This window comes from Microbacterium oxydans (assembly GCF_000956525.1).
Lineage (GTDB): Bacteria > Actinomycetota > Actinomycetes > Actinomycetales > Microbacteriaceae > Microbacterium > Microbacterium oxydans_A.
Genome location: NZ_JYIW01000024.1, coordinates 238,039 through 259,335 on the forward strand (window position 1 = coordinate 238,039; position 21,297 = coordinate 259,335).

Consider the following 21,297-nt stretch of genomic DNA (forward strand, 5'->3'; position numbering starts at 1 on the left):
GTGCGATCAGCTGGCCGAGCAGAGGACCAGCGTCGAGCTGACCGAACCGGCCGTCTTCGCGCCGGTGCCGGAGTACCCGGTCGGCAGTGCGGCCGCTGCGTTGAGCGTGAACGCGACCGAGATCGACAGCGTCGTGCGCGCTGCGAGCGTCGCGCCGGCTGCGAGCGGCGCCGTGAGCGTGATCTGGCGGCTGGTGGCCGAGAGCACGTTGACGTTCGCCGTGCCGCCGGTGATGCTGAAGACGCCGATGTTCGCCACGCCACTGCCCGTGATGGTGATGGTCGTGCCGGTCGGCAGCGGCTGGGTCGCGCCAGCGGTGATCGTGAACCCCGGGCCGAGGACGCCGAGGACGCCGCAGCTGCCGGCGAGCGAGAAAGCGCCCACATCGACGACGCCGGATGCAGCGGCGAGCGGCGTTGCGACCGCGGCTGCGATGACGGGGACGGACCAGGCTGCGCCCTTGACGACGGCGCGGCGGGAAATGCCCGTGTTCTTCTTGACTTCTTCGGTCATTCGAATGTTCTCCCTCGTGATGCAGATGCGGAAAATCCGCAGTGTCATGAAGAGGCGACACGTTGTCTGCATCCCCCAGGAGCCTCGTTCGAGAGCCAAGTTATGGGCGCGACGAAGGGGTTTTCAGGCGAATGGATGAAGTCCGCGCACTGTGCGCTGATCCTGCGCGCAGCGTGCGTTGAACGGTGCTGAGGTCAGCTCTGACGGCCGGCGCGGAGCCCGCGCGGCGTCGTCTGGTACGCCTCGTCGAGGGCGCGACGAAGGCTCATCGGGGAGTGGAATCCGGCCCGCTGCGAGACCTGCTCGATGCTCAGCACGTCGTACCTGCTGTCCACGAGCAACGAATGCGCGAGGCGGGCCCGCTGGCGTCGGATCTCACCGGCGACGGTGTTGCCTGCCTCGGAGAAGACCAGCTGCAGCTGCCGCAGTGACGACTGCACCTCGCGCGCCACGCGGACAGGATTCAGCGAGGGATCACCGCACTGCTGGGCGATCACGGCGATGGCGCGGTCGCGAAGCACCTCGTGCGGCGACCCCTGAGCGGTGACCGCACCGATGCGGTCGAGCAGCAGGGCGCCGCTCATCTCCATCACGAGCTGTTCGATCGCGTACTGCTCGATCGCGGATGCTCTGCCCTCGGCCTCGAGCAGATTGCCGATGAACTGCTGCATCGAGGTGTCGAGGAGCCGGCGGTCCGGGTACACGGTCGCATCCGGCGGCAGGGCCGGCACGAACGACGCGATCGCGGTTCTGGGCACGAGCGCAGCGGTGAGGCGCCACGCTCCGGCCCAACGCAGTCGGCGGGTGATGCCGTTCGGCGCGATGACCAGACCGCCCTCGGTCTGCACCCAGGGCTCGCCGTCGAGCTTCGCCCACATGGCTTCGGTCTCGACGAACGCGAACACCGAGTGGTCGGGGTAGGCCATGGTCGTGTCGATCGTGAGCTCCGTCGAGAAACCGCTGACCGACAGCATCAGGACGGCACCTGAGGCGCGCTCGCGAGAGCGGAGCGCGGCGCGATCGCCGACACGGCTGATGCCGTGCTCGGAGAGATCACGGTCGTCGATCACTCGAGCTTTTGCATGGTTCACGAGATCCTCCTCCCCGGGAATGCCAGCGCACATCGAAGCAGTCGACCGATACCGAGGCCCCCCTCGACTCGCGGTGCGACTGCCGCTGATCGCAAGGCTACCGTCACGTCGTTGCGCAATGTGAGCCTGCGCATGTGTATATCGGTTGGCATCATTCGCCGTTTTCGAGAGTGCAGAATCTGAGACAGGTTTCGATCAGTGTTCGGCGGGAGCACTGGGATGGGAGCGCGACCACGATCGCGGGATCGAGTGATCGGACCGGCTAAAGGAAATCCGCTACTGGTCTGGCATTCTTCGGTCATGACGGGTACTTCCTCACCGCTGCGGACGTGTCTCAGGTCTGCGAAGAGGCGACGCGAACGTCGTCGGCATCCCCCAGGAGCCTCACCGTGGGAGACACGCTAGAGCCCAGAAAAACCTCTTCTTCATCGAATGGAGAAAAAGCGCGCACTGTGCACTATGTCTGCGCGTGCTGAGCGTTCTGCGCGAATTGTGTCGAAACGGTCGGCCCTCGGCACGATCTGGATGCTGGCTAGGCTACGTACATGCCTGATCGTTTCCTCGTCAGCGCGGTCGGTGCTGTGATCGAGATCGACGTCTCGCGCCGTGACCCGTCGTTCCGGAGTCGGGCGCACGCGGCGTGGGCGGATGCCCTCTATGAGGGCGACCGATCCATGGATGCCACGGCGACGGACCGTCCGGAGCTCGACGATGATGCAGCCCTTGCGATGCTGTCGACCGACGTGACGCTGCTGGCGCTCGCCCACCGCAAGGACGACGGACTCTGGATGCTGCACGCCGCAGGGCTCGCCGACGAGAGCGGCAACGTCGTGGTGCTGAGCGCCCCGTCAGGTACCGGCAAGACCACCGCCGCTCGGCACCTCTCCCGTCGCTACGCGTACATCAGCGACGAGACGATCGCGATCGACGAGCACGGGAGCGTGGTCCCGTATCGGAAGCCGCTCTCGGTGATCCAACCCGATCGCATGCACAAGGAGCAGATCGCGCTCTCCTCGCTCGACGGCGGGCGTCCGGTGCCCGTTGCGCTCCGCGTCGCGAAGATCGTGGTCCTCGACCGCTCCGCGGACGGACCTGACGTGCCGGAGGTCGAACGGCTCGACCTCGTCTCGGCGCTTGAGCTGCTCGCTCCGCAGACCAGCTACCTCGGCCATGCCGACGCCCCGCTGCGCACGATCGACGCGATCCTTGCGGCGACCGGGGGAGCGGTGCGAGTGCACTACCGCGAGGTCTCGACGATCGACGACGCGATCGCGGAGCTGCTCCGCACCGAGGTCTCAACGATCGAGGTCCCAGCGATCGGGGCCCCGGCGATCGACGCAGCGAGCCGTGACGGGTCGACGGCCACCGCATCCGCCGACCCGACGGCAGGGATGTTCAGCCGGGCCGAGATCGTCGATGAGCTCGAGATCGCAGACGGGCGGGTGGCGGTGCTGCAGCGTTCCGTCGAGGGGACCACGCTGCGCGTGCTCGACGGCATCGGGCCGGCCATCTGGGCGGCCACGGCTTCCGGCTGCACGCTCGACGGGATCGTCGCCGCCGTGATCGCCGAGCACGGCGCTCCAGAAGGACTCGATGCCGACGCCACGGTGGATGCCGCAGTGCAGCGCCTCGTCGGCGACGGGCTCCTGACCCCGGCGGTCGCTCAGGCCTGACGGCCGCGGCGGCGCACGCCGGGCTCGGCGTCGGCCTTCGCGGCATCGTCCGCCTCGGTCTCCCGACCGTAGCGCTCGTAGGCGCCGTAGTACTCGCGTCCGTAGTACGCAGACTCGGCACCCTTGCGGGGCACCTTGTTCAGCACGACGCCGAGCACACGGCCGGTGGTGCGCTGGATGCTGGCGATCGCGCGCTGCAGCATGTCGAAGGTCGTCTTGCCGGACGAGACGACGACGATGACTCCGTCAGCGTTCGCAGCGAGCACCGCGGCATCCGTCACCGGCAGCACCGGAGGCGAGTCGAGGATGACGATCGCGGTCTTGCTGATCTCCGCGAGGAAGTCCTGCATGCGGTGCGAGCCGAGCAGCTCGCTCGGGTTCGGCGGGATGCGGCCGGCGCCGAGCACGGCGAGCGGCACGTCGCGGTTGGGTCGATGCGCGACGTCCTGCAGCTCGGCGCGGCCGGCGAGGATGTCGGTCAGACCGACGTCGCGGGAGATGCCGAAGATGTCGGCGATCACGGGGCGACGCAGGTCGCAGTCGATGAGGATCGCCCACTGGCCCGCAGCGGCGAGGCTCGAGGCGAGGTTGACGGCCACGGTCGACTTTCCGTCGCCCGGCACTGAACTGGTCACGACGATCACGCGCGGCGGGTTGTCGACGTCGATGAACTGCAGGTTCGTGCGCAGCTCGCGCATCGACTCGATCGTGTGGTGCGAGACCCCGTGCTGCGTGTCCAGCGAGAAGTCGATGACCTGGCGCTCGCCGTCCATCGTCTTCTCCAGCGGCAGTGTGCCGATGACCGAGACGCCGGTCTCACGCTCGATGTCGCGCGGATGACGGATGCGACGGTCGACCGTGTGGCGGACGAAGGCGTAGACGAGCCCGATCGCGAGTCCGGCGAGCGCGCCGATGATGAGGTTCAGGCGAGTGTTCGGCGAGGACGGAGCGGTGGGGAGGCGTGCGGAGTCGCCCACGATGAGGCTCACGGCCGCAGGAGAGGACTCGGTGCCGCCCTCGAGCTTCTCGATCTCGACCGCCATGCCGCGCATCCAGGCTTCGGCGAGTTCCTGCGCGGTCTCCGGCGTCGCCCCGGTCGCGGTCACCTTGAGCGCGGTCGTGTCGGTCGGGTTCGTGACCGACACCCGTGAGACGAGCGACTCCGGCGTCGCCTCGAGTCCGAGGTCATCGATGGCGTGCTCCGCCACCGCCCGCCACGAGCCGAGGTTCAGATACGACTTCACGCGGCTCTGCGCCAACTGGTTGCCGACGAGCGCAGCGCCCGAGCTCCCGTCGCCGCCGACGGCCGTGACGATCCCGGTCGTGTCGGCCGCGTACACCCGCGGCTGCAGGGCACTCCACCCGAACGCGGCTCCGGCGCCGAGAACGGTCGCCACGAGGATCACGATCCAGTGCGCGCGCAGAATACGGAAGTAGTCGCTCAGTTCCACCTGTGATTTCCCCTCACATATCCCGAGGACTCACGCACGGGAAGGCATTGAGAACGAGCATACGGGGCCGCGCGCGCCCCCGAGTGACCGATATGACGGTGCGTCGTCAGCGGAGCGCCGCCCTGACGATGCGTTCCACTTCGTCGATGGCCGGGATCAGCTGGGCCGCTGACGCCTCGTACGTGGCCTGCGATCGGCGGTAGGGGTCGATCACGTCGTCATCCTCCGCCGCGGCGAGCGTGAGACCCCGCTGGTCGCCGAGCAGCCGGAGCGCGGCTGAGAGTCGTGCCCGCGGCTCGGCGCCTGCGGCATCGGCCACCGCACGCACCGCATCGTCGGTGAGCGTCGACGCGAGACGGGCGAACTCGCGCGCGGTGAAGGTCTGTCGCAGTCGGCTCGGCATCATCTGCACGATGTGCGAGCGGTGCTCGCGCGACATCGCGAGCACCAGGTCGGACTCGGCGAGCAGCGGTTCGACGAGATAGCGCGCCACGTGGGCGGAGGCCGCCTCGGGCGATGCGCCGGCTCGCACCGCGAGATCCTGCGCCTGCTCCGTCATGCCATGGCCGACCATCGCATGCGTGCCGGCACTGTGCACGCGAACGCCGAGCGGCTCGAGGCGGGCGCGGAGCAGCACCTCGGCCATGGGGGAACGGCAGATGTTGCCGGTGCAGACCGTGAGGATCGTCGGCGGTGCGCTCGGCTTCGCCGTCGGGCTCGGGCCGCCCAGGAGACCGGCGAGCGGTGATTCCGCCTCGGGCGCTGCAGCGTCGAGGTTGCGTTCGCGCCATTCTCGGCGGCTCACGCCGGGGGGAGGCCCGTCGTCGAAGGGGAAGCTCATGCCTCCACCGTAGAGGCTCGAAAGCGGCGATGAGTCGGCGAGAGGCTGAGCAGCATGCGTGCCACGACGCACCCGATGATCGTGCCCAGGGTGTTCGCGATCACGTCGGAGATCGTGGGGAAGCGACTCGGCAGCAGTGTCTGCCCGAGCTCGATCGTGGCGCTCACGGCGTACCCGATCAGGATGATCAGCCACGGGCTGCGCCGAGGCCAGGCAGCCGCGAGCAGCAGCCCGAACGGCACGAAGAGCGCGATGTTCGCGAGGAATTCGAACACCGTGTAGCTCGTCGACAGTGCGACGCCGAAGTGCTCGGAGACATACCGGGCGAGGCGGAACGCGATGCCCGTCACGCGCCCGGCGATCGAAGCCGGCAGCCAGACGATCAGCGCCAGTCCGATCACGTACGGGACCAGCAGCACGCGGGCGATCACGGCGAGAGTCGGGATGCGGGATACGGGCATGGAGCGAGCCTATGGGGCCAGTCTGGGTGTTCGATCCGGTCGGTGACCGCTCGCTCTCAGGAGCGTCCGTCGCTCCAGCTCAGCTGCTCGATGTAGCGCAGCAGCACTCCCTCTCGCAGCGCCCACGGCGAGACCTCGAGCTCGTCGACGCGCAGCAGCGTCATCGCGGTGTGCAGCGAGACGGCGGCCGCGACGATCTGGAACGTGCGGTCGGGGGTGATGCCGGGAAGCTCCTGCCGAGCGGATGCCGGGAGGCGGGCGAGTCGCGGGATCCAGGATCCGAGCGCGGCACGGGGCAGCAGCATCCGCTCGCTTCCCGACCAACCGGGCACCGGATAGCCCACCAGGCGCGCAAGGGAGCGAATGGCCTTCGACGATCCGACCACGTGATCGGGGCGGGGGAGCGCGGCGAACTGCGGCAGCACGCCGTTCAACGTCGTGGTGGCGTGCGCACGCAACCGCTCGACATCATCCTCGCCAGGGGGATCGTTCGGCAGGAACTGCACCGTCATCCGTCCTGCGCCGAGCGGGACGGATGCCGCTGCATCCGGCAGTTCCTCTGCGCCGGCCGCGATCTCGAGCGAGCCGCCGCCGATGTCGAGCAGCAGGATCTGCCCTGCCGACCACCCGAACCAGCGTCGCACGGCGAGGAAGGTGAGCTCAGCCTCGGTCTCGCCGTCGAGCACCTGCAGCGGTTGTCCGAGCGCAGCCTCGATCCTGGCGATCACCTCTGCGCCGTTGCGGGCGTCGCGCACTGCACTGGTCGCGGTCGCGAGCAGCGCATCGACCCGCTCGGTCTCGGCGACGCGGCGCGCTTGAGCGACCGCGGCCTCGAGAGCGACCACGCCCTCTTCGGCGATCGACCCGTCGGGTGTGAGGTAGCGCATCAGGCGCAGCACCGTCCGGTCGCTCGTCGTCGCCAGCGGCCTGCCGCCTGGGCGGACGTCGGCGGCGAGCATATGGACGGTGTTCGATCCGATATCGAGGACTCCGAGGCGCACGGAATGACACTACTCGTCCCCCATTACGATGGAGGCGTGACCACCGCCGACCCCACGCTGCCGCTGTCTCCGTACCGGGAGATCGGTCGTGCGGAATGGGCGCGGCTCGCGGCCGGCCTCGACCAGCCGCTGAGCGAGACCGAGGTCGTCGAGGTTCGGGGCATCGGTGACCGCCTGAGCATGACCGAGGTGCGCGAGGTCTACCTGCCGCTGAGCCGGCTGCTCAGCCTGTACGCGACCTCGACGAAGCGTCTGGGAGCCGCGACCAGTTCGTTCCTCCAGGAGGACGACACCACCACGCCCTTCGTGGTGGGTGTGGCCGGGTCGGTCGCCGTCGGCAAGTCGACGATCGCCCGACTCCTGCGCGAACTCATGAGTCGCTGGCCGGGGACGCCCCGCGTCGAGCTGGTCACGACCGACGGTTTCCTGTATCCCAACGCCGAGCTGGAGCGCCGCGGGCTCATGGACCGAAAGGGCTTCCCCGAGTCCTACGACCGTCGCTCGCTGATCGAGTTCCTCACCGAGGTCAAGAGCGGTGCGCCGGAGGTGCGCGCCCCCTTCTATTCGCACATGCGTTACGACATCGTTCCGGATGCGCACGTCGTGGTGCGTCGCCCCGACGTGGTGATCGTCGAGGGATTGAACGTGCTGCAGCCACCAGCCGCGCCGAACGATGTCGCGGTGAGCGATCTCTTCGACTTCTCGATCTTCGTCGACGCCGACAGCGCGCACATCGAGAAGTGGTACGTCGACCGCTTCCTCGCCCTGCGGCAGGGCGCCTTCAGCAATCCGTCCTCCTACTTCAACGTCTTCGCGCATCTCACGGACGAAGAGGCCGTCGCCACCGCGCTCGGGTACTGGAACGAGATCAACATGCCGAACCTCGTCGAGAACGTGATGCCGACGAAGCACCGTGCTCGGCTCGTGCTGCGCAAGGGAGCGGACCACACCGTGGAGACCGTGCTGCTGCGCAAGCTCTGACGCGTCGACGACTCCGCGCCGAGGCGTGTGCAGGATCCCCCCTATTGTTCGGACGACTCGCAAAAAAACGACCGTATCTTTGATCCCATGTGTGGAATCGTCGGATACGTGGGCCCTCGCCCCAGCCAGGATGTCCTTCTCGCCGGTCTCGCCCGGCTCGAGTACCGCGGATACGACTCCGCGGGCGTCGCCGTGATCGATGGCGACGGAGTGCTCGGCATGCGGAAGAAGGCCGGCAAGCTCGCGATGCTCCGCGACTCGCTGGCCGACGCGCCGCTGCCCGACGGTACGACCGGCATCGGTCACACGCGCTGGGCGACGCACGGCGGTCCGACCGACGTCAACGCCCACCCGCATCTCGCCGATGACGACAAGCTCGCCGTGATCCACAACGGCATCATCGAGAACTTCTCCGCCCTGCGTGAGGAGCTGCTGGCCGACGGCGTGCAGTTCCGCAGCGAGACCGACACCGAGGTGGCGGCAGCACTGCTCGGCCGCGAGTACGCCGGCAACGGCGGCGACCTGCAGCTCGCGTTCCGCAGCATCGTCAACCGCCTCGAGGGTGCGTTCACGCTGCTCGCGATGCACCAGGACCACCCCGGCCTCGTGGTCGGCGCCCGCCGCAACTCCCCGCTCGTGATCGGTCTCGGCGAGGGAGAGAACTTCCTCGGCTCCGACGTCGCGGCGTTCGTCGAGCACACGCGCAAGGCGCTCGCGATCGGGCAGGACCAGATCGTCTCCATCACACCGGATGACGTCACCGTCACCGACTTCGACGGCAATTCCGTCGAGCCCGAGTCGTTCGAGGTGTCGTGGGACTCCGCCGCCGCCGAGAAGGGCGGATGGTCGAGCTTCATGGCCAAGGAGGTCGCCGAGCAGCCCGAGGCCGTCGCGAACACGATCCGCGGACGCATCCAGGGCGGCCAGGTCGTCATCCCCGAGCTCGACGGACTCGACGAGCTCTTCGTCGGGATCAACCGCGTCATCATCACGGCGTGCGGCACGGCATCCTATGCAGCACTCGTCGGCAAGTACGCGATCGAGCAGTGGGCACGCGTCGCGGTCGACGTCGAGCTCGCGCACGAGTTCCGCTACCGCGACCCGGTGATCGGCGAAGACACGCTCGTCGTCTCGATCAGCCAGTCCGGCGAGACCATGGACACACTGATGGCCGTCAAGTACGCCCGCGAGCGCGGCGCACGCACGCTCTCGATCTGCAACACGCAGGGCGCGACGATCCCTCGTGAGTCGGATGCCGTCGTCTACACGCACGCCGGCCCCGAGGTCGCCGTCGCCTCGACGAAGGCGTTCTCCGCCCAGATCACCGCCCTGCTGCTGCTCGGCCTGCACATGGGCCGCGTCCGCGGCTCCATCGCCGATGCCACGACCGACGTCGAGGAGCTGTCGGCACTGCCCGAGAAGATCGCGAAGGTGCTGGAGAGCGAGCAGGAGCACGTCACCCAGCTCGCCGGATGGATGGCTGACACCCGCTCGGTGCTGTTCCTCGGTCGCCACGTCGGATACCCGATCGCCCTCGAGGGTGCGCTGAAGCTCAAGGAGATCTCCTACATCCACGCTGAGGGCTTCGCCGCCGGCGAGCTCAAGCACGGTCCGATCGCGCTGATCGAGCCGGGCCAGCCCGTCTTCGTGCTGGTGCCCTCGCCCCGTCACTCCGCACTCGTGCACTCGAAGGTCGTCTCGAACATCCAGGAGATCCGCGCCCGCGGTGCCCGTGTGATCGTGATCGCCGAAGAGGGCGACGCCGCGGTGCTGCCGTTCGCCGATGAGGTCATCCGCATCCCGCTCGCTGGCGCGATGTTCGAGCCGCTGCTGGCGGTCGTGCCGCTGCAGATCTTCGCGATGGCGCTGGCCACGGCCAAGGGTCTCGACGTCGACCAGCCGCGCAACCTCGCGAAGTCGGTCACGGTCGAGTAGTCGCCCCACCCCGCCCACCCCGCCGACCGGCCCCCTTCTGCGCGAGCCACCCCCTTGGGTGCTGCACAGACGGGGGCCGCTCGCGTACAAGGGGGTGGCTCGGCACAGGGGGAGGGGTGCCGAGTAGGCTTGTCCGGTGATCATCGGGACCGGCATCGACCTCGTGGACATCCCGCGATTCGAGCGGACCCTCGAGCGGACACCACGCCTGCTGCAGCGACTCTTCGCCCCGTCAGAACGCACCCTGCGGCTGGCATCGCTCGCCGCACGCTACGCCGCCAAAGAAGCACTGATCAAGGCGCTCGGCGGCTCCGACGGGGTGCACTGGACCGAGATCGAGATCGCCTCCGAACCATCCGGCCGACCGGTCTTCGTGTTGTCCGGCTCGACGGCAGCGGTGGTCGCCGAGCGCGGCATCACCTCGCTGCACCTGTCCATGTCCCATGACGCCGGTCTCGCGACCGCGTTCGTCGTCGCCGAAGGAGCACCACTGTGACGGTCCCGTTCCGCGAAGCAACGATCGACCTGGATGCGATCGCCGACAACGTGCGGCACTTCCGCCGGCTCACGGGCGTCGAGGTCATCGCCGTCGTCAAGGCCAACGCCTACGGCCACGGTGCAGCGGCATCGGCCGTCGCCGCGCTCGCCGGGGGCGCCACGAGGCTCGGCGTCGCCGAGATCCCCGAGGCGCTCGAGCTGCGCAGGCAGGGCGTGCACGCGCCGATCATGGCGTGGCTGCACGCGCCGGGTGAACGCTTCGAACAGGCTGCCGCCGAGAACATCGAGCTCGGGATCTCGTCGTTCGACCAGCTCGAGGCGGCATCCGTCGTCGCGAGCGTCGACCGCCCGGTGGCCGTGCACCTCAAGTTCGAGACCGGCCTCTCGCGCAACGGGATCGCCCCCGCCGACTGGGGGCGCGTGCTCGCCGAAGCGGCGCGTCTCGAGCGGATCGGACGCCTTCGGGTCGTCGGACTCTTCAGCCACCTCTCGAACACGTCGCTCGATGACGATCGCGCAGCGCTCTCGAAGTTCGAGGAGGGGGTCGCGGCCGCAGCATCCTCCGGGATCCGCCCCGAGATCCGGCACATCGCCGCGACGGCCGCTGCGATCGAGCACGCCGAGATGCGCCTCGACGCTGTCCGGGTCGGCGTCGGCATCTACGGCCTCTCGCCCTTCGACGACCGCAGTTCGGCGCAGCTCGGACTGCGCCCTGCGATGACCCTGCGCAGCGCGGTCGCCGCCGTGCGACGGGTTCCGGCCGGAACCGGGGTCTCCTATGGGTACGACCACCGCACCGAGCGCGACACGACGCTCGTGCTCGTGCCGTTGGGATACGCCGACGGCGTGCCGCGGCAGGCATCGGGCAAGCTGCCGGTGTCGATCGGCGGTCGCCGCTTCACCAATGTCGGACGCATCGCGATGGATCAGTTCGTCGTCGACGTCGGCGACACCCCGGTCTCGATCGGCGACGAGGTCGTGCTGTTCGGCGACCCGACGCTCGGTCTGCCCTCGGCGGCGGACTGGGCGGATGCCGCCGGCACCATCAACTACGAGATCGTCACGCGCATCGGCGCACGCGTGCCACGGCGGGCCTCATGAGCATCGATCCCGCCTTCCTCGGCCGCTCGGAGATCGCGACGGCCGAGGCGATGGAGCAGCTCGGCTTCCGCATCGGCGAGCAGCTCGACGCAGGTGATCTGCTCGTGCTCACCGGACCGCTCGGCGCCGGCAAGACGACGTTCACCCGCGGGCTCGCCGACGGCCTCGGCGTCCGCGGCCCCGTGCAGAGCCCGACGTTCGTGATCGCGCGCACCCATCCGTCGCTCGTGGGCCGCGCGCCGCTCGTGCACGTCGACGCCTACCGGCTCGGATCGGGCGCTGAGCTCGATGACCTCGATCTCGACCTCGCGCGCTCGGTGGTGGTGGTCGAGTGGGGACGGGGCATGGCCGAAGAGCTCGCGGACGCCTGGTGGGACATCGAGCTGGAACGCCCGGTGGGCAGCGTCGGCGACGACATCGATGCGTCCGAGCTCGATGCCGATGCCCCGCGCATCGTCACGATCGCCCGTGCCGGCGTCTGAGGCCAGCTCGCGACGGACGAACGCCGACTACCCTGGGAGGGTGATCCTCGCCGTCGACACCTCCCTCGGAACAGCCATCGCTGCCATCGACTCCGATGGCTCGCCGAGGGCGGAAGCCGGCACCGCTGATCCGCTCGGACACGCCGAGGTCATCGGCGATCTGCTGGTGCAGGTGCTCACCGACGCAGGGTCGGCTGAGATCACGCACGTCGTCGCGGGCATGGGACCAGGACCCTTCACCGGTCTGCGCATCGGCATCGCCGCGGCGCGCGCCTTCGCGCTCGGCCGCGGTATCCCGGTCATCTCCGTGCCGAGCCATCTCGGCGCCGCGCTGACCGTGATCGAGACGGAGAGCCGCCCAGGACCGTTCGCGATCGTGACCGACGCGCGCCGTCGGGAGTTCGCCATCACGGTGTTCGACGGGACGGATGCCGACGGCATCCCGAACATCGTCGCCGACACCGTGCTCGTGCGGCACGCGGATGCCGATGCGCACCTCCAGGGGATCCATCGCGTCGACGTCGCCACGCTGTCGGGCGTCGACCTCGCACGCGTCGGCGCGCGAGCGGTCGCCGCCGGTCGCACGCTCACCGGTGAGGAGCCGCTGTACCTGCGGCACCCCGACGTGTCGGTGCCCGGTGCCCCCAAGAAGGTGGGGCTATGACGCTGCGACCCGCGGCCGCTGACGACCTCGACGCCATCATGCTGATCGAGACGCGCTCGTTCCCGACCGACGCCTGGAGCGCCGACGCGATGCGCTCCGAACTGGCCAGCCCGCACGGACGCTACCTCGTCGACGAGCACGACGGCGTCATCATCGGCTACGGCGGTGTGCGTGCGCTCCTGGGCAGCGCGGATGCAGACATCCAGACGATCGCCTTCGCAGCAGAGCACCGCGGCGGGGGTCGTGGTCGTGCGTTGCTGCGTGCACTGCTCGACGCGGCTTCCGAGCGGGGCGCTCGCGAGGTGTTCCTCGAGGTCAGGGCCGACAACCCCGCTGCGGAGGGCCTCTACATCTCCGAGGGCTTCGAGGAGATCGGCCGGCGTCCGCACTACTATCAGCCGGATGACGTGGACGCGATCGTGATGCGCGTCGATCTGCGCAAACGTGCAGCGACGGCGCCGGATGCAGCAACCGCAGACCCCGCCAAGGAGGCGACCGCATGAGTGAGCCGCTGGTGCTCGGCATCGAGACGAGCTGCGACGAGACCGGCATCGGGATCGTCCGCGGGCGCACCCTGCTGTCGAACACGATCGCCTCCAGCATGGACGAGCACGCCCGCTACGGCGGTGTCGTGCCGGAGGTCGCCGCGCGCGCACATCTGGAGGCGCTGCAACCCTCCATCGATGCCGCGCTGGCCGAGGCAGGCGTGCGACTCGATGAACTCGATGCCGTCGCCGTGACCAGTGGCCCCGGTCTCGCCGGGGCACTCATGGTCGGCGTCGGCGCCGCCAAGGGACTCGCCGTGTCGCTCGACAAGCCGCTGTACGCCGTGAACCACCTGGTGGGCCACATCGCCGCCGACATCCTCACGGCGGACTCCGCACCCCTGGAGTACCCCACGATCGCGCTGCTGGTCTCCGGTGGGCACACGTCGCTCCTGCACGTGCGCGATCTCACGACCGACGTCGAGCTGCTCGGCGAGACAATGGACGACGCTGCGGGCGAGGCCTTCGACAAGGTCGCCAGGCTCCTGTCGCTGCCGTACCCTGGCGGCCCCGAGATCGATCGGGCGGCACTCGACGGCGACCCGACCGCGATCCGCTTCCCTCGGGGGCTGTCCCGGGCATCCGATCTGGCGAAGCACCGGTACGATTTCTCGTTCTCCGGTCTGAAGACCGCAGTCGCGCGGTGGGTCGAGCGCTGCGAGGCAGACGGTGTCGAGGTGCCTGTCGCCGATGTCGCGGCCAGCTTCCGCGAAGCGGTGGTCGATGTGCTCGTGACGAAGGCGCTCGCCGCGTGCGCCGATCTGGGCGTGCCTCGACTGCTGCTCGGTGGTGGCGTGATCGCGAACCGTCGACTGCGCGAGGTGGCTCTGACGCGTGCAGAGGCCGCCGGGGTGACCGTGCGGATCCCGCCGCTGTCGTTGTGCACCGACAACGGCGCGATGATCGCCGCGCTCGCCGCTGAGCTCATCTCCTCCGGGCGTCGCCCGTCGACGCTGGCGTTCGGCGCTGACTCGACGCTTCCCGTCACCGAGATCCAGATCGCCGAGGCGGTGGCGACGTGAGCGACGCGACGCGCGACCCGCACGCTGCAGACGGTCAGAGGCCGCAGTCGGATGCCGCCGCTCGAGCCGGCGCGGCGACCCCGACGAGCATCGATCAGCCCAGCGGCGAGGTCGAGCATCCGGCGGGCGCCGCACGGCTTCCCGGTGCCAGGCGGGAGGGGTATTCGAAGCTGCCGACCGGCCCCGTCGGCATCGAGCCCGTCGTCGCCACCGGCCCCGACATCGACGCGGCAGACGAGCCGGAGTGGGTGCCGTCGACCGGCGCAGCGCCCGTCGATGACACGCGTCTCGCCCCGTGGGCGCTGCTCGCCGCGATCGTGGCGCTCGGCGCATCGTTCTTCGTCGGCTGGGGCATCCCGGTCGCGATCGTCGCGGTGATCGCGGCGGTCATGTCGCTGCGTCGTCCGGTGGAGAGCCGAGCGATCGCCCGCTGGGCCCTCGTGCTCGGCCTCGTCGCGACCCTGTACAGCGCCGGCTGGCTGATCTGGGCGGCCATGCAGTTCGAAGTCCTGGGGTAGATCGATGCTCGGCGCCGACGAACGGGACGAACTGCGTGCACTGCAGGCACGCGCGTACGGACGTGGCGGCGAGCTGAGCGAGCCGGAGGCCGGCAGGCTCCGCGAGCTCTCCCGCCGCCGGGCCGGGCCGACGCCGGTCACTCCGACTCCGGGGCTGATCTCCGGTGTGCCGGAGGCGCTGGTCGGCACGTCCCACGCCGACGAACATGCTGCATCCACGCCTGGCATGTCGACCGACGACGTGCAGACAGACGCGGCTCCGCGTTCCCTCCGCTCCGCCATCGTGGCCCACTGGCGTCCTGCGCTCATCGCCGTCGTCGGGGCCATGATCATCGGGATCGGTGCCGGATGGCTGCTGTTCGGACGCTCGGGTGTTGAGTCGATCGAGCTCACGCCGCAGCAGCAGGAATGGCAGACGGCGCTCGCCGACGGCGGATACGATCCGGGTTCGGTGCGTCCGGTCGCAGGGTATGACGGCGTCGTGCTCTGGTACGCGACCAAGATGGCCGGCGAGAAGACGTGCCTCGTGATCGGCGACGGTGACCAGACCGAAGTCGCCTGTCAGGACACCGCATCGGTCCGGGTGTCCGGCGTCTCGACGAGGCTGGTGGTCGAGGGCGAGCAGCAGACCGAGATCAGCGGACACCTGTTGCTCTCTCCCGGAGGCCAGCCCGCCGTGATGGTGAGCGCATCCGTCATCAGCGGAGAGGTCGAACCCATGTTCGCGAACCCTGAGGAGGAGCGTTTCGCCGCGGGACTGGTGGATCAGGGGTTCAAAGCGAACACGGTGTTCGTCGTCGGATACGACGGCGACAACGCGATCTGGACCGGATTCCACCCCGAGAACGGCGCACAGTGCCTGATCTATGCCGCATCGGCGGATAGGTCCGTGATGCACTGCGGAGAGAACGGCGTGAACGAGGATCTCTGGATCGAGTACGTCGATCCGAAGTCGGGCGAGCCGACGCGAGCCGAGTGGAATCGGGCATCGAGCGTCGGCGCGAACCTCGTCATCATCAGGAGCGGGGACACCGGTGATGCCGCAGAGGAGTGACGACGACGACGAGCTCCGGATGCTCCAGCGCAAGGCGTACGGTCGCGATGGCGGGCTGACGGATGCCGAAGCCGCGCGGCTGCGAGACCTCGAACGCCGGGAAGCACCGGCTGCGTCCATCGCGCATGCGGCCGAGGTGTCGCTGCCGGATGCGGCCGAGGTGTCGCGGGTCCCGACGCACACCCCAGAGGTCGTACCGGCCGTCGAGGAGGCCACTGAAGACCCCTCGGTGGACGACGCACCGACGACGAGCCGTGTCAGACCGCGGCTGCGCGAGTTGCGACGGCACTGGCGCTTCGCCACCGTGGCATCCGTCCTCCTGCTCGCAATCGGAGTCGGGGCGGGATGGGCGCTGTTCGGTCAGGACCGGGAGGCGATCTCATTGACCGCCGAGCAGCAGCAGCGGCGTCTCGAGCTCTACGACTTTGGCGACTACGACGAGGGCAGCCTGCGAGCGGTCGGTCAGGACGACGAGGGAGCCCTGGTCTGGTACGGCACCAAGAAAGACAGCGAATTGCAATGCCTGGTGCTCGACGTCGGCGAGGAGTCCGGTCAGCAGTGCGCGCCGCGCGACGACTCGAACTCGTTCTCGCTCATGGCGAGCGTGACGATTCCCGGTGTCGCCGATCCGGCCTCTGAGTTCGTGAACGACATCGGTGTCAACGCGTATCTGCTGCTCTCGACGACGCGTGAGCCGATGGTGTCCATCCAGCGCTGGGAGCAGACGAATGGCAGCCTGGTCGAGCAGTACCCGGGCGCGGAACGGGCCCGGGTCGAGGAACTGATGTCCGAGGGCATCGTGCGGAGCCTCTCGATCATCGGCTCCTTCCGCGACGAACCCGTGTGGTTGCTCGATGACCGGGCCGACAACGGCATGCAGACCTGTCTCGTGGTCGATGCAGCCAGTGGCGATCGACAGTGCGTTCCGACCGAGGTCGCGATCAAGGACGGGATCAGCACCGTCGTCTTCGTCGACGACGGTGCCGACGGATCCGAGGCATGGACGATCCAGGTCGCCTATACGGTCAGCCAGACGCCCTACCTCGTCATCACCCGGGATCCGACGCCGGCGAGTGTGACGTTCAGCGAGTTCTCCGAGAACGACGATGACTCTGCGCCAGGCCGTGCTCCGACCGGCTGAAGTGCTGCCTCAGGCCGCGACCGGCACTCGATCGGCGAGGATCGCCAGGCGCTGCGAACCCACCCTGGCGAGGATCAGCGTCGCCGATTGCGTGCCCCGCAGCGTGAGCGTCTTGCGGAAGGCGGCAGGGTCGATGTCGACGCCGCGCTTCTTGATCTCGAGCGTGCCGATGTCCGCCGCCTTCAGCGCGGCGTTGATCGCCTTCGGGTTCGCCGACATCGTCTCGCGCACCCGGAAGGACTGCACGAACGGGCTCGTCAGCGCAGCATCCGAGGTCAGGTAGGCGATCTTCGGGTCGAGCATGCCGGCGTCGAGACTGCGGGCGACGTCGCCGATCAGCCGCGCACGGATCACGGCACCGTCGGGCTCGTGCAGGAACGCGCCGAGCTCGCGCACCGGAGCATCCTCGGCATCCGCCCCGGCCGTGAGTTCATGCGAGCGCTCGCCGCGGATGATCAGCGCCGCGCGTCGCACACCTGGGCGAGCGAGCGCTCCGGTCCAGACCACGAGTTCGACGACACTGCCATCGGCGCTCACCCACTGCGCCTCCGCCTCGTCGGGGAGGGCATCGCGATCGTGCGCCGGGCCGAGCTTGATCCCGGTCGGCACACGTGAGGCGAGCTCGAACGCCCAATCCAGTGAGGGGGAGTAGTCGTCGGCCGAGACGCGGCGGGTCTCGCTGTGGCCAGAGGTGCGTCGAGCCGGGTCCATCCAGACAGCGTCGTAGTCGCTGATGTCGGTCGCCTCAGCGGTGCCGTGCTGCACGACGACGCCGGATTCGCCGTTCTCGGTGTGCAGGAACGGCGCGAGGTTGTACGCGGCGATCGCGGCGGTGACCTCGTCGGCGTCGACGGCGAGCACGTCGAGTCCTGCGCCGGCGAACGCGAGGGCGTCTCCGCCGATCCCGCAGCCGAGGTCGGCCACGCTCGTCATCCCCGCCTGACGGATGCGCTGAGCGTGCCGAGCTGCGACGCCGAGGCGGGTCGCCTGTTCGAGACCGGCCTTGGTGAACAGCATCCGTCCGGCGAACCCGCCGAACTTCGCGGCGGCTCTGGCCCGCAGAGTGGACTGCCCGACGACCGCGGTGACGAGTTCGGGGGCGTGCCCTGCGGCGCGCAGCCGGGAGACGGCGCGGGCGACCTCGGCGGTCGACACGATCGGATCGGTCCCGTCGAGCAGCGCCAGGCCGTCGGGGGTCAGCAGGGCTCGCAGCTCGGACATCTCCACCCGTCCAGACTACGGCGCGTGTCGCGCGGGCTGGCACTCGCATTGCATGAGTGCCAATGGACGGCATAGACTGGATTAGCACTCTCGGGTTGAGAGTGCGAACAAGTCTTTCGTGTCAGCGTCAAGAAAGAAGAGGTAGACCGTGTCGGTTTCCATCAAGCCGCTCGAAGACCGCATCGTCATCCAGCAGGTCGAGGCCGAGCAGACCACCGCGAGTGGCCTGGTCATCCCCGACACTGCCAAGGAGAAGCCCCAGGAGGGCCAGGTCGTGGCTGTCGGCCCCGGCCGCATCGACGACAACGGCAACCGCGTTCCGATCGACGTCGCCGTCGGCGACCGTGTCCTGTACAGCAAGTACGGCGGCACCGAAGTGAAGTTCGGCGCAGACGAGTACCTCGTCCTGTCGGCTCGCGACGTCCTGGCGGTCGTGGTTCGCTGATCTCAGGTTCTCGAGCCTGTCGAACGACAGGTTCTCGGAAGGGCCCGGATGCATCATGCATCCGGGCCCTTCCGCATACCCGCCGGAGCGCACCGACCCGCACGGACAGCCGGCCACCGATTCCTGCCAAAGTGGCGTCGCCCCAGCCGCACCCGACGTCTGTGAGCATGAGCCGGGCATAGGGTTGTGCGGTGACCCCCGAGACGACCCGCGCAGCGCAGACCGCCGGAGTCGCATATGCCGGGGGAGCGTATCTGCTGTGGGGAGTGCTTCCCCTCTACTTCCTGCTGCTGGTGCCGACGGGCCCCTGGGAGGTGGTCGCCTGGCGCGTGCTGCTCTCCTTCGTCTTCTGCCTCGTGTTGCTCACGATCATGCGCGGGTGGGCAGCGCTGCGCACGATCATCCGCGACCCCAAGCTGCTGGGGTGGACGGCACTCGCCGGTCTGCTGATCTACGTGAACTGGCAGGTCTTCCTGATCGGCACGCTCACCGGTCACGTCGTGGAGACCAGCCTCGGCTACTTCATCAACCCGATCACGACCGTGCTGCTCGGCGTCTTCGTGCTGAAGGAGCGAATCCGCTCCCTGCAGTGGGCGGCCATCGGCATCGCGGCGGTCGCGGTGATCGTGATCGTCGTCGCCTACCGCGCCTTCCCGTGGATCGCGCTCTCGCTCACGGCCTCGTTCGGTCTCTACGGCCTCATCAAGAAGAAGATCGGACCCGCGGTCGATGCCGTCAGCGGTCTCACGCTCGAGTCGTTCTGGCTGATCCCGATCGCGGTCGTGCAGCTCGTGGTGGTCGCCACCACTCCGGCCGGGCTGACCATGGGCATGAACGGCACCTGGCATGCGGTGCTGCTCGCCTTCGCGGGTGTGGCCACCGCCGTGCCATTGCTGCTCTTCGCCGCGGGGGCTCGTCGGATCAACCTGACGGTCATCGGCATGATCCAGTTCGTGACGCCCGTCATGCAGTTCATCATCGGTGTCGCGGTGCTCCATGAGCCGATGCCGACCGAGCGCTGGATCGGCTTCATCATCGTCTGGATCGCGATCGCGGTCTTCGTCGTCGACCTGCTCCTCGCGGCCCGCCGAGGGCGCGGAACCGCAGTCGCAGAACCGGCCTGAATCAGCCGTTCCGGCGCCGTGCGGCTCGGTATCGGATCGTTAACGCACCGAAATACTTGCGACCCCTGCGCGCGGGCTCCACGCCCTATGGTTAGAGCACCCGACCGTGGTCACGATCCACGCTCAGTTACGCAAGGGAGCACCAATGAATGCACTGAAGGGTTCGCGCAGCGCGAAGATCTTCGCCGGGATTGCGCTGCTCAGCGCGTCCGCACTGGTCGTCGCCGGCTGTAGCGGCACGCCGAGTGACAACGCCTCCGAGGGCGGTGGAGACAAGCCCGCCGCCGACCTGACGCTGAAGCTGGGTTCGCTCCTGCCCCAGACCGGCTCGCTGTCCTTCCTCGGACCGCCCATGGAATCGGGCGTCGGACTCGCGGTCAAGGAGGTCAACGAAGCCGCTGCCGGAGTCACGATCGACCTCACCGCTGAAGACGAGGGCGACACCGACACCAAGGCGTACGAGACCTCGATCACCAAGCTCCAGGGTGCCGGCGTCACCGCCATGGTCGGTGCAGCGGCATCCGGTGTCTCCCGCCTCATCCTCGACGGCAACGTCAGCGCGGGCATCCTGCAGATCTCGGCGTCGAACACCGGTCCCGACTTCACCGACTGGGACGACAACGGTCTCTACTTCCGCACCGCGCCCAGCGACCTGCTGCAGGGCGAGGTCCTCGGCAACCTGATCGCCGAGGACGGCCACAAGACCCTCGGCGTGATCTACCAGAACGACGCCTACGGAACGGGTCTCTTCGACAACATCAAGTCGACGTTCGAAGGCGCCGGCGGCGAGGTCGTCGCTGATGCGTCGTACAACGTCGGTGACGGTCAGTTCGACGCGCAGGTCGAGACCATCAAGGCCGCGAACCCCGACGCTGTCGCGATCGTGTCGTTCGACCAGTTCAAGACCATCGCCCCGCTGCTGCAGAACGCCGGCATCTCGCCGGACAAGTGGTACCTGGTCGACGGCAACCTGTCCGACTACGGCTCCTCGCCCGACACGAACTTCTCGTTCTCGCTCGAGGGCGCGCAGGGCACGAAGCCGGGTCCGGCGCTCCAGGATGACTTCACCGACCGTCTGCAGACGTACTGGACGGGTGAGGGCAACCCCGAGGTCAACGACTTCACCTACGCAGCCGAGGCGTACGACGCCGTCGTGCTCGTGGCTCTTGCATCGCTGGCGGCAGGCTCCACCGAGGGCAAGGACATCGCAGCCAAGATGGAAGAGGTCTCGGGCGGCTCCGGCGACGGCGAGAAGTGCACCACCTTCGCTGACTGCGCCAAGATCATCAACGATGGCGGAACGGCCGACTACGACGGCTACTCCGGCGAGATCACGTTCGACGAGAACGGTGACCCGCAGGGCGCCTCGATCGGTACCTACAAGTACGGCGCGGACAACCTGATCACCCGCACCAACTGATCACACACACACACACACGAAGGCCCCGGATGCAGCATCCGGGGCCTTCGTCGTATCTCAGTGCCGCACCCTGCTTGGGCAGCTGTCGCGTGTGCCGAGCGGCCCCTATACACAC

The 21,297-nt window shown here is 68.6% G+C and carries 22 protein-coding genes; 15 read left to right on the plus strand and 7 right to left on the minus strand.

Annotated features, from left to right (window positions below):
• Positions 1–6: 6 nt before the first annotated feature.
• Both RS83_RS18975 and RS83_RS09635 read right to left on the minus strand, forming a co-directional pair.
• Positions 7–513 (minus strand): hypothetical protein, encoded by a 507-nt coding sequence (locus RS83_RS18975; protein WP_052679048.1) that lies wholly within the window; start codon positions 511–513, stop codon positions 7–9.
• Positions 514–707: 194 nt separating this feature from the next.
• Positions 708–1,604 carry a helix-turn-helix domain-containing protein gene (locus RS83_RS09635; protein ID WP_197072099.1) on the minus strand — a complete coding sequence of 299 codons (897 nt, stop codon included), beginning with the start codon at positions 1,602–1,604 and terminating at the stop codon, positions 708–710.
• 545 nt (positions 1,605–2,149) lie between these two features.
• Between RS83_RS09635 and RS83_RS18315 the strand changes: the two genes are divergently transcribed.
• Positions 2,150–3,277 (plus strand): ATP-binding protein, encoded by a 1,128-nt coding sequence (locus tag RS83_RS18315; protein ID WP_052679049.1) that lies wholly within the window; start codon positions 2,150–2,152, stop codon positions 3,275–3,277.
• On the opposite strand, the gene RS83_RS09645 is transcribed toward RS83_RS18315, so the two are convergent.
• From RS83_RS09645 to RS83_RS09660, 4 genes are all read right to left on the minus strand, one after another.
• Positions 3,268–4,728 (minus strand): polysaccharide biosynthesis tyrosine autokinase, encoded by a 1,461-nt coding sequence (locus RS83_RS09645; RefSeq protein WP_045279282.1) that lies wholly within the window; start codon positions 4,726–4,728, stop codon positions 3,268–3,270. The two genes, RS83_RS18315 and RS83_RS09645, sit on opposite strands and share 10 nt — an antisense overlap.
• Before the next feature lie 106 nt (positions 4,729–4,834).
• On the minus strand, positions 4,835–5,569 hold the full coding sequence (locus tag RS83_RS09650) for a hypothetical protein (protein WP_082071617.1): 735 nt from the start codon (positions 5,567–5,569) through the stop codon (positions 4,835–4,837).
• Positions 5,566–6,030 carry a VanZ family protein gene (locus tag RS83_RS09655; protein ID WP_052679051.1) on the minus strand — a complete coding sequence of 155 codons (465 nt, stop codon included), beginning with the start codon at positions 6,028–6,030 and terminating at the stop codon, positions 5,566–5,568. The genes RS83_RS09650 and RS83_RS09655 overlap by 4 nt, the downstream gene beginning before the upstream one ends.
• 56 nt (positions 6,031–6,086) lie before the next feature.
• Positions 6,087–7,031: a Ppx/GppA phosphatase family protein gene (locus tag RS83_RS09660; RefSeq protein WP_045279283.1), complete on the minus strand. Its 945-nt coding sequence runs from the start codon at positions 7,029–7,031 to the stop codon at positions 6,087–6,089.
• 3 nt (positions 7,032–7,034) lie between these two features.
• Here RS83_RS09660 and coaA point away from each other — a divergent pair, with 3 nt between their 5' ends.
• From coaA to RS83_RS18320, 11 genes are all read left to right on the plus strand, one after another.
• Positions 7,035–8,012, plus strand: coding sequence for a type I pantothenate kinase (gene coaA / locus RS83_RS09665; protein ID WP_230114837.1), 978 nt, complete (start codon positions 7,035–7,037; stop codon positions 8,010–8,012).
• Between the two features lie 87 nt (positions 8,013–8,099).
• Entirely contained in the window at positions 8,100–9,947 is a 1,848-nt protein-coding gene (gene glmS, locus RS83_RS09670; RefSeq protein ID WP_045279285.1) for a glutamine--fructose-6-phosphate transaminase (isomerizing), read from the plus strand.
• 136 nt (positions 9,948–10,083) lie between these two features.
• Positions 10,084–10,443 (plus strand): holo-ACP synthase, encoded by a 360-nt coding sequence (locus RS83_RS09675; RefSeq protein ID WP_045279286.1) that lies wholly within the window; start codon positions 10,084–10,086, stop codon positions 10,441–10,443.
• Positions 10,440–11,546, plus strand: coding sequence for an alanine racemase (gene alr, locus RS83_RS09680; RefSeq protein ID WP_045279287.1), 1,107 nt, complete (start codon positions 10,440–10,442; stop codon positions 11,544–11,546). The genes RS83_RS09675 and alr overlap by 4 nt, the downstream gene beginning before the upstream one ends.
• Positions 11,543–12,028 (plus strand): tRNA (adenosine(37)-N6)-threonylcarbamoyltransferase complex ATPase subunit type 1 TsaE, encoded by a 486-nt coding sequence (gene tsaE / locus RS83_RS09685; protein ID WP_045279288.1) that lies wholly within the window; start codon positions 11,543–11,545, stop codon positions 12,026–12,028. Before alr ends, tsaE begins: the two co-directional genes overlap by 4 nt.
• A 40-nt stretch (positions 12,029–12,068) precedes the next feature.
• The gene (tsaB, locus tag RS83_RS09690) at positions 12,069–12,692 is read left to right on the plus strand and encodes a tRNA (adenosine(37)-N6)-threonylcarbamoyltransferase complex dimerization subunit type 1 TsaB (protein WP_045279440.1); all 624 of its coding nucleotides are present in this window, start codon (positions 12,069–12,071) and stop codon (positions 12,690–12,692) included.
• Positions 12,689–13,195 carry a ribosomal protein S18-alanine N-acetyltransferase gene (gene rimI, locus RS83_RS09695; RefSeq protein ID WP_045279289.1) on the plus strand — a complete coding sequence of 169 codons (507 nt, stop codon included), beginning with the start codon at positions 12,689–12,691 and terminating at the stop codon, positions 13,193–13,195. The genes tsaB and rimI overlap by 4 nt, the downstream gene beginning before the upstream one ends.
• On the plus strand, positions 13,192–14,259 hold the full coding sequence (tsaD, locus tag RS83_RS09700) for a tRNA (adenosine(37)-N6)-threonylcarbamoyltransferase complex transferase subunit TsaD (RefSeq protein ID WP_045279290.1): 1,068 nt from the start codon (positions 13,192–13,194) through the stop codon (positions 14,257–14,259). The genes rimI and tsaD overlap by 4 nt, the downstream gene beginning before the upstream one ends.
• On the plus strand, positions 14,256–14,777 hold the full coding sequence (locus tag RS83_RS09705) for a hypothetical protein (RefSeq protein ID WP_230115037.1): 522 nt from the start codon (positions 14,256–14,258) through the stop codon (positions 14,775–14,777). The genes tsaD and RS83_RS09705 overlap by 4 nt, the downstream gene beginning before the upstream one ends.
• A 4-nt stretch (positions 14,778–14,781) precedes the next feature.
• On the plus strand, positions 14,782–15,831 hold the full coding sequence (locus RS83_RS09710) for a hypothetical protein (RefSeq protein WP_045279291.1): 1,050 nt from the start codon (positions 14,782–14,784) through the stop codon (positions 15,829–15,831).
• Positions 15,815–16,972 carry a hypothetical protein gene (locus RS83_RS18320; RefSeq protein ID WP_052679052.1) on the plus strand — a complete coding sequence of 386 codons (1,158 nt, stop codon included), beginning with the start codon at positions 15,815–15,817 and terminating at the stop codon, positions 16,970–16,972. The genes RS83_RS09710 and RS83_RS18320 overlap by 17 nt, the downstream gene beginning before the upstream one ends.
• A 9-nt stretch (positions 16,973–16,981) precedes the next feature.
• Here RS83_RS18320 and RS83_RS09720 read toward each other — a convergent pair whose 3' ends face one another.
• Entirely contained in the window at positions 16,982–18,199 is a 1,218-nt protein-coding gene (locus RS83_RS09720; protein ID WP_045279292.1) for a class I SAM-dependent methyltransferase, read from the minus strand.
• Positions 18,200–18,341: 142 nt separating this feature from the next.
• On the opposite strand from RS83_RS09720, the gene groES reads away from it, so the two are divergent.
• The 3 genes from groES (at position 18,342) to RS83_RS09735 (ending at position 21,182) form a co-directional block, all read left to right on the plus strand.
• Positions 18,342–18,638 carry a co-chaperone GroES gene (gene groES, locus RS83_RS09725; protein ID WP_045279293.1) on the plus strand — a complete coding sequence of 99 codons (297 nt, stop codon included), beginning with the start codon at positions 18,342–18,344 and terminating at the stop codon, positions 18,636–18,638.
• A 191-nt stretch (positions 18,639–18,829) separates the two neighbouring features.
• On the plus strand, positions 18,830–19,762 hold the full coding sequence (gene rarD / locus RS83_RS09730; protein ID WP_045279294.1) for an EamA family transporter RarD: 933 nt from the start codon (positions 18,830–18,832) through the stop codon (positions 19,760–19,762).
• A gap of 145 nt (positions 19,763–19,907) precedes the next feature.
• Positions 19,908–21,182 (plus strand): ABC transporter substrate-binding protein, encoded by a 1,275-nt coding sequence (locus tag RS83_RS09735; protein WP_045279295.1) that lies wholly within the window; start codon positions 19,908–19,910, stop codon positions 21,180–21,182.
• The last annotated feature ends 115 nt before the right edge of the window (positions 21,183–21,297 follow it).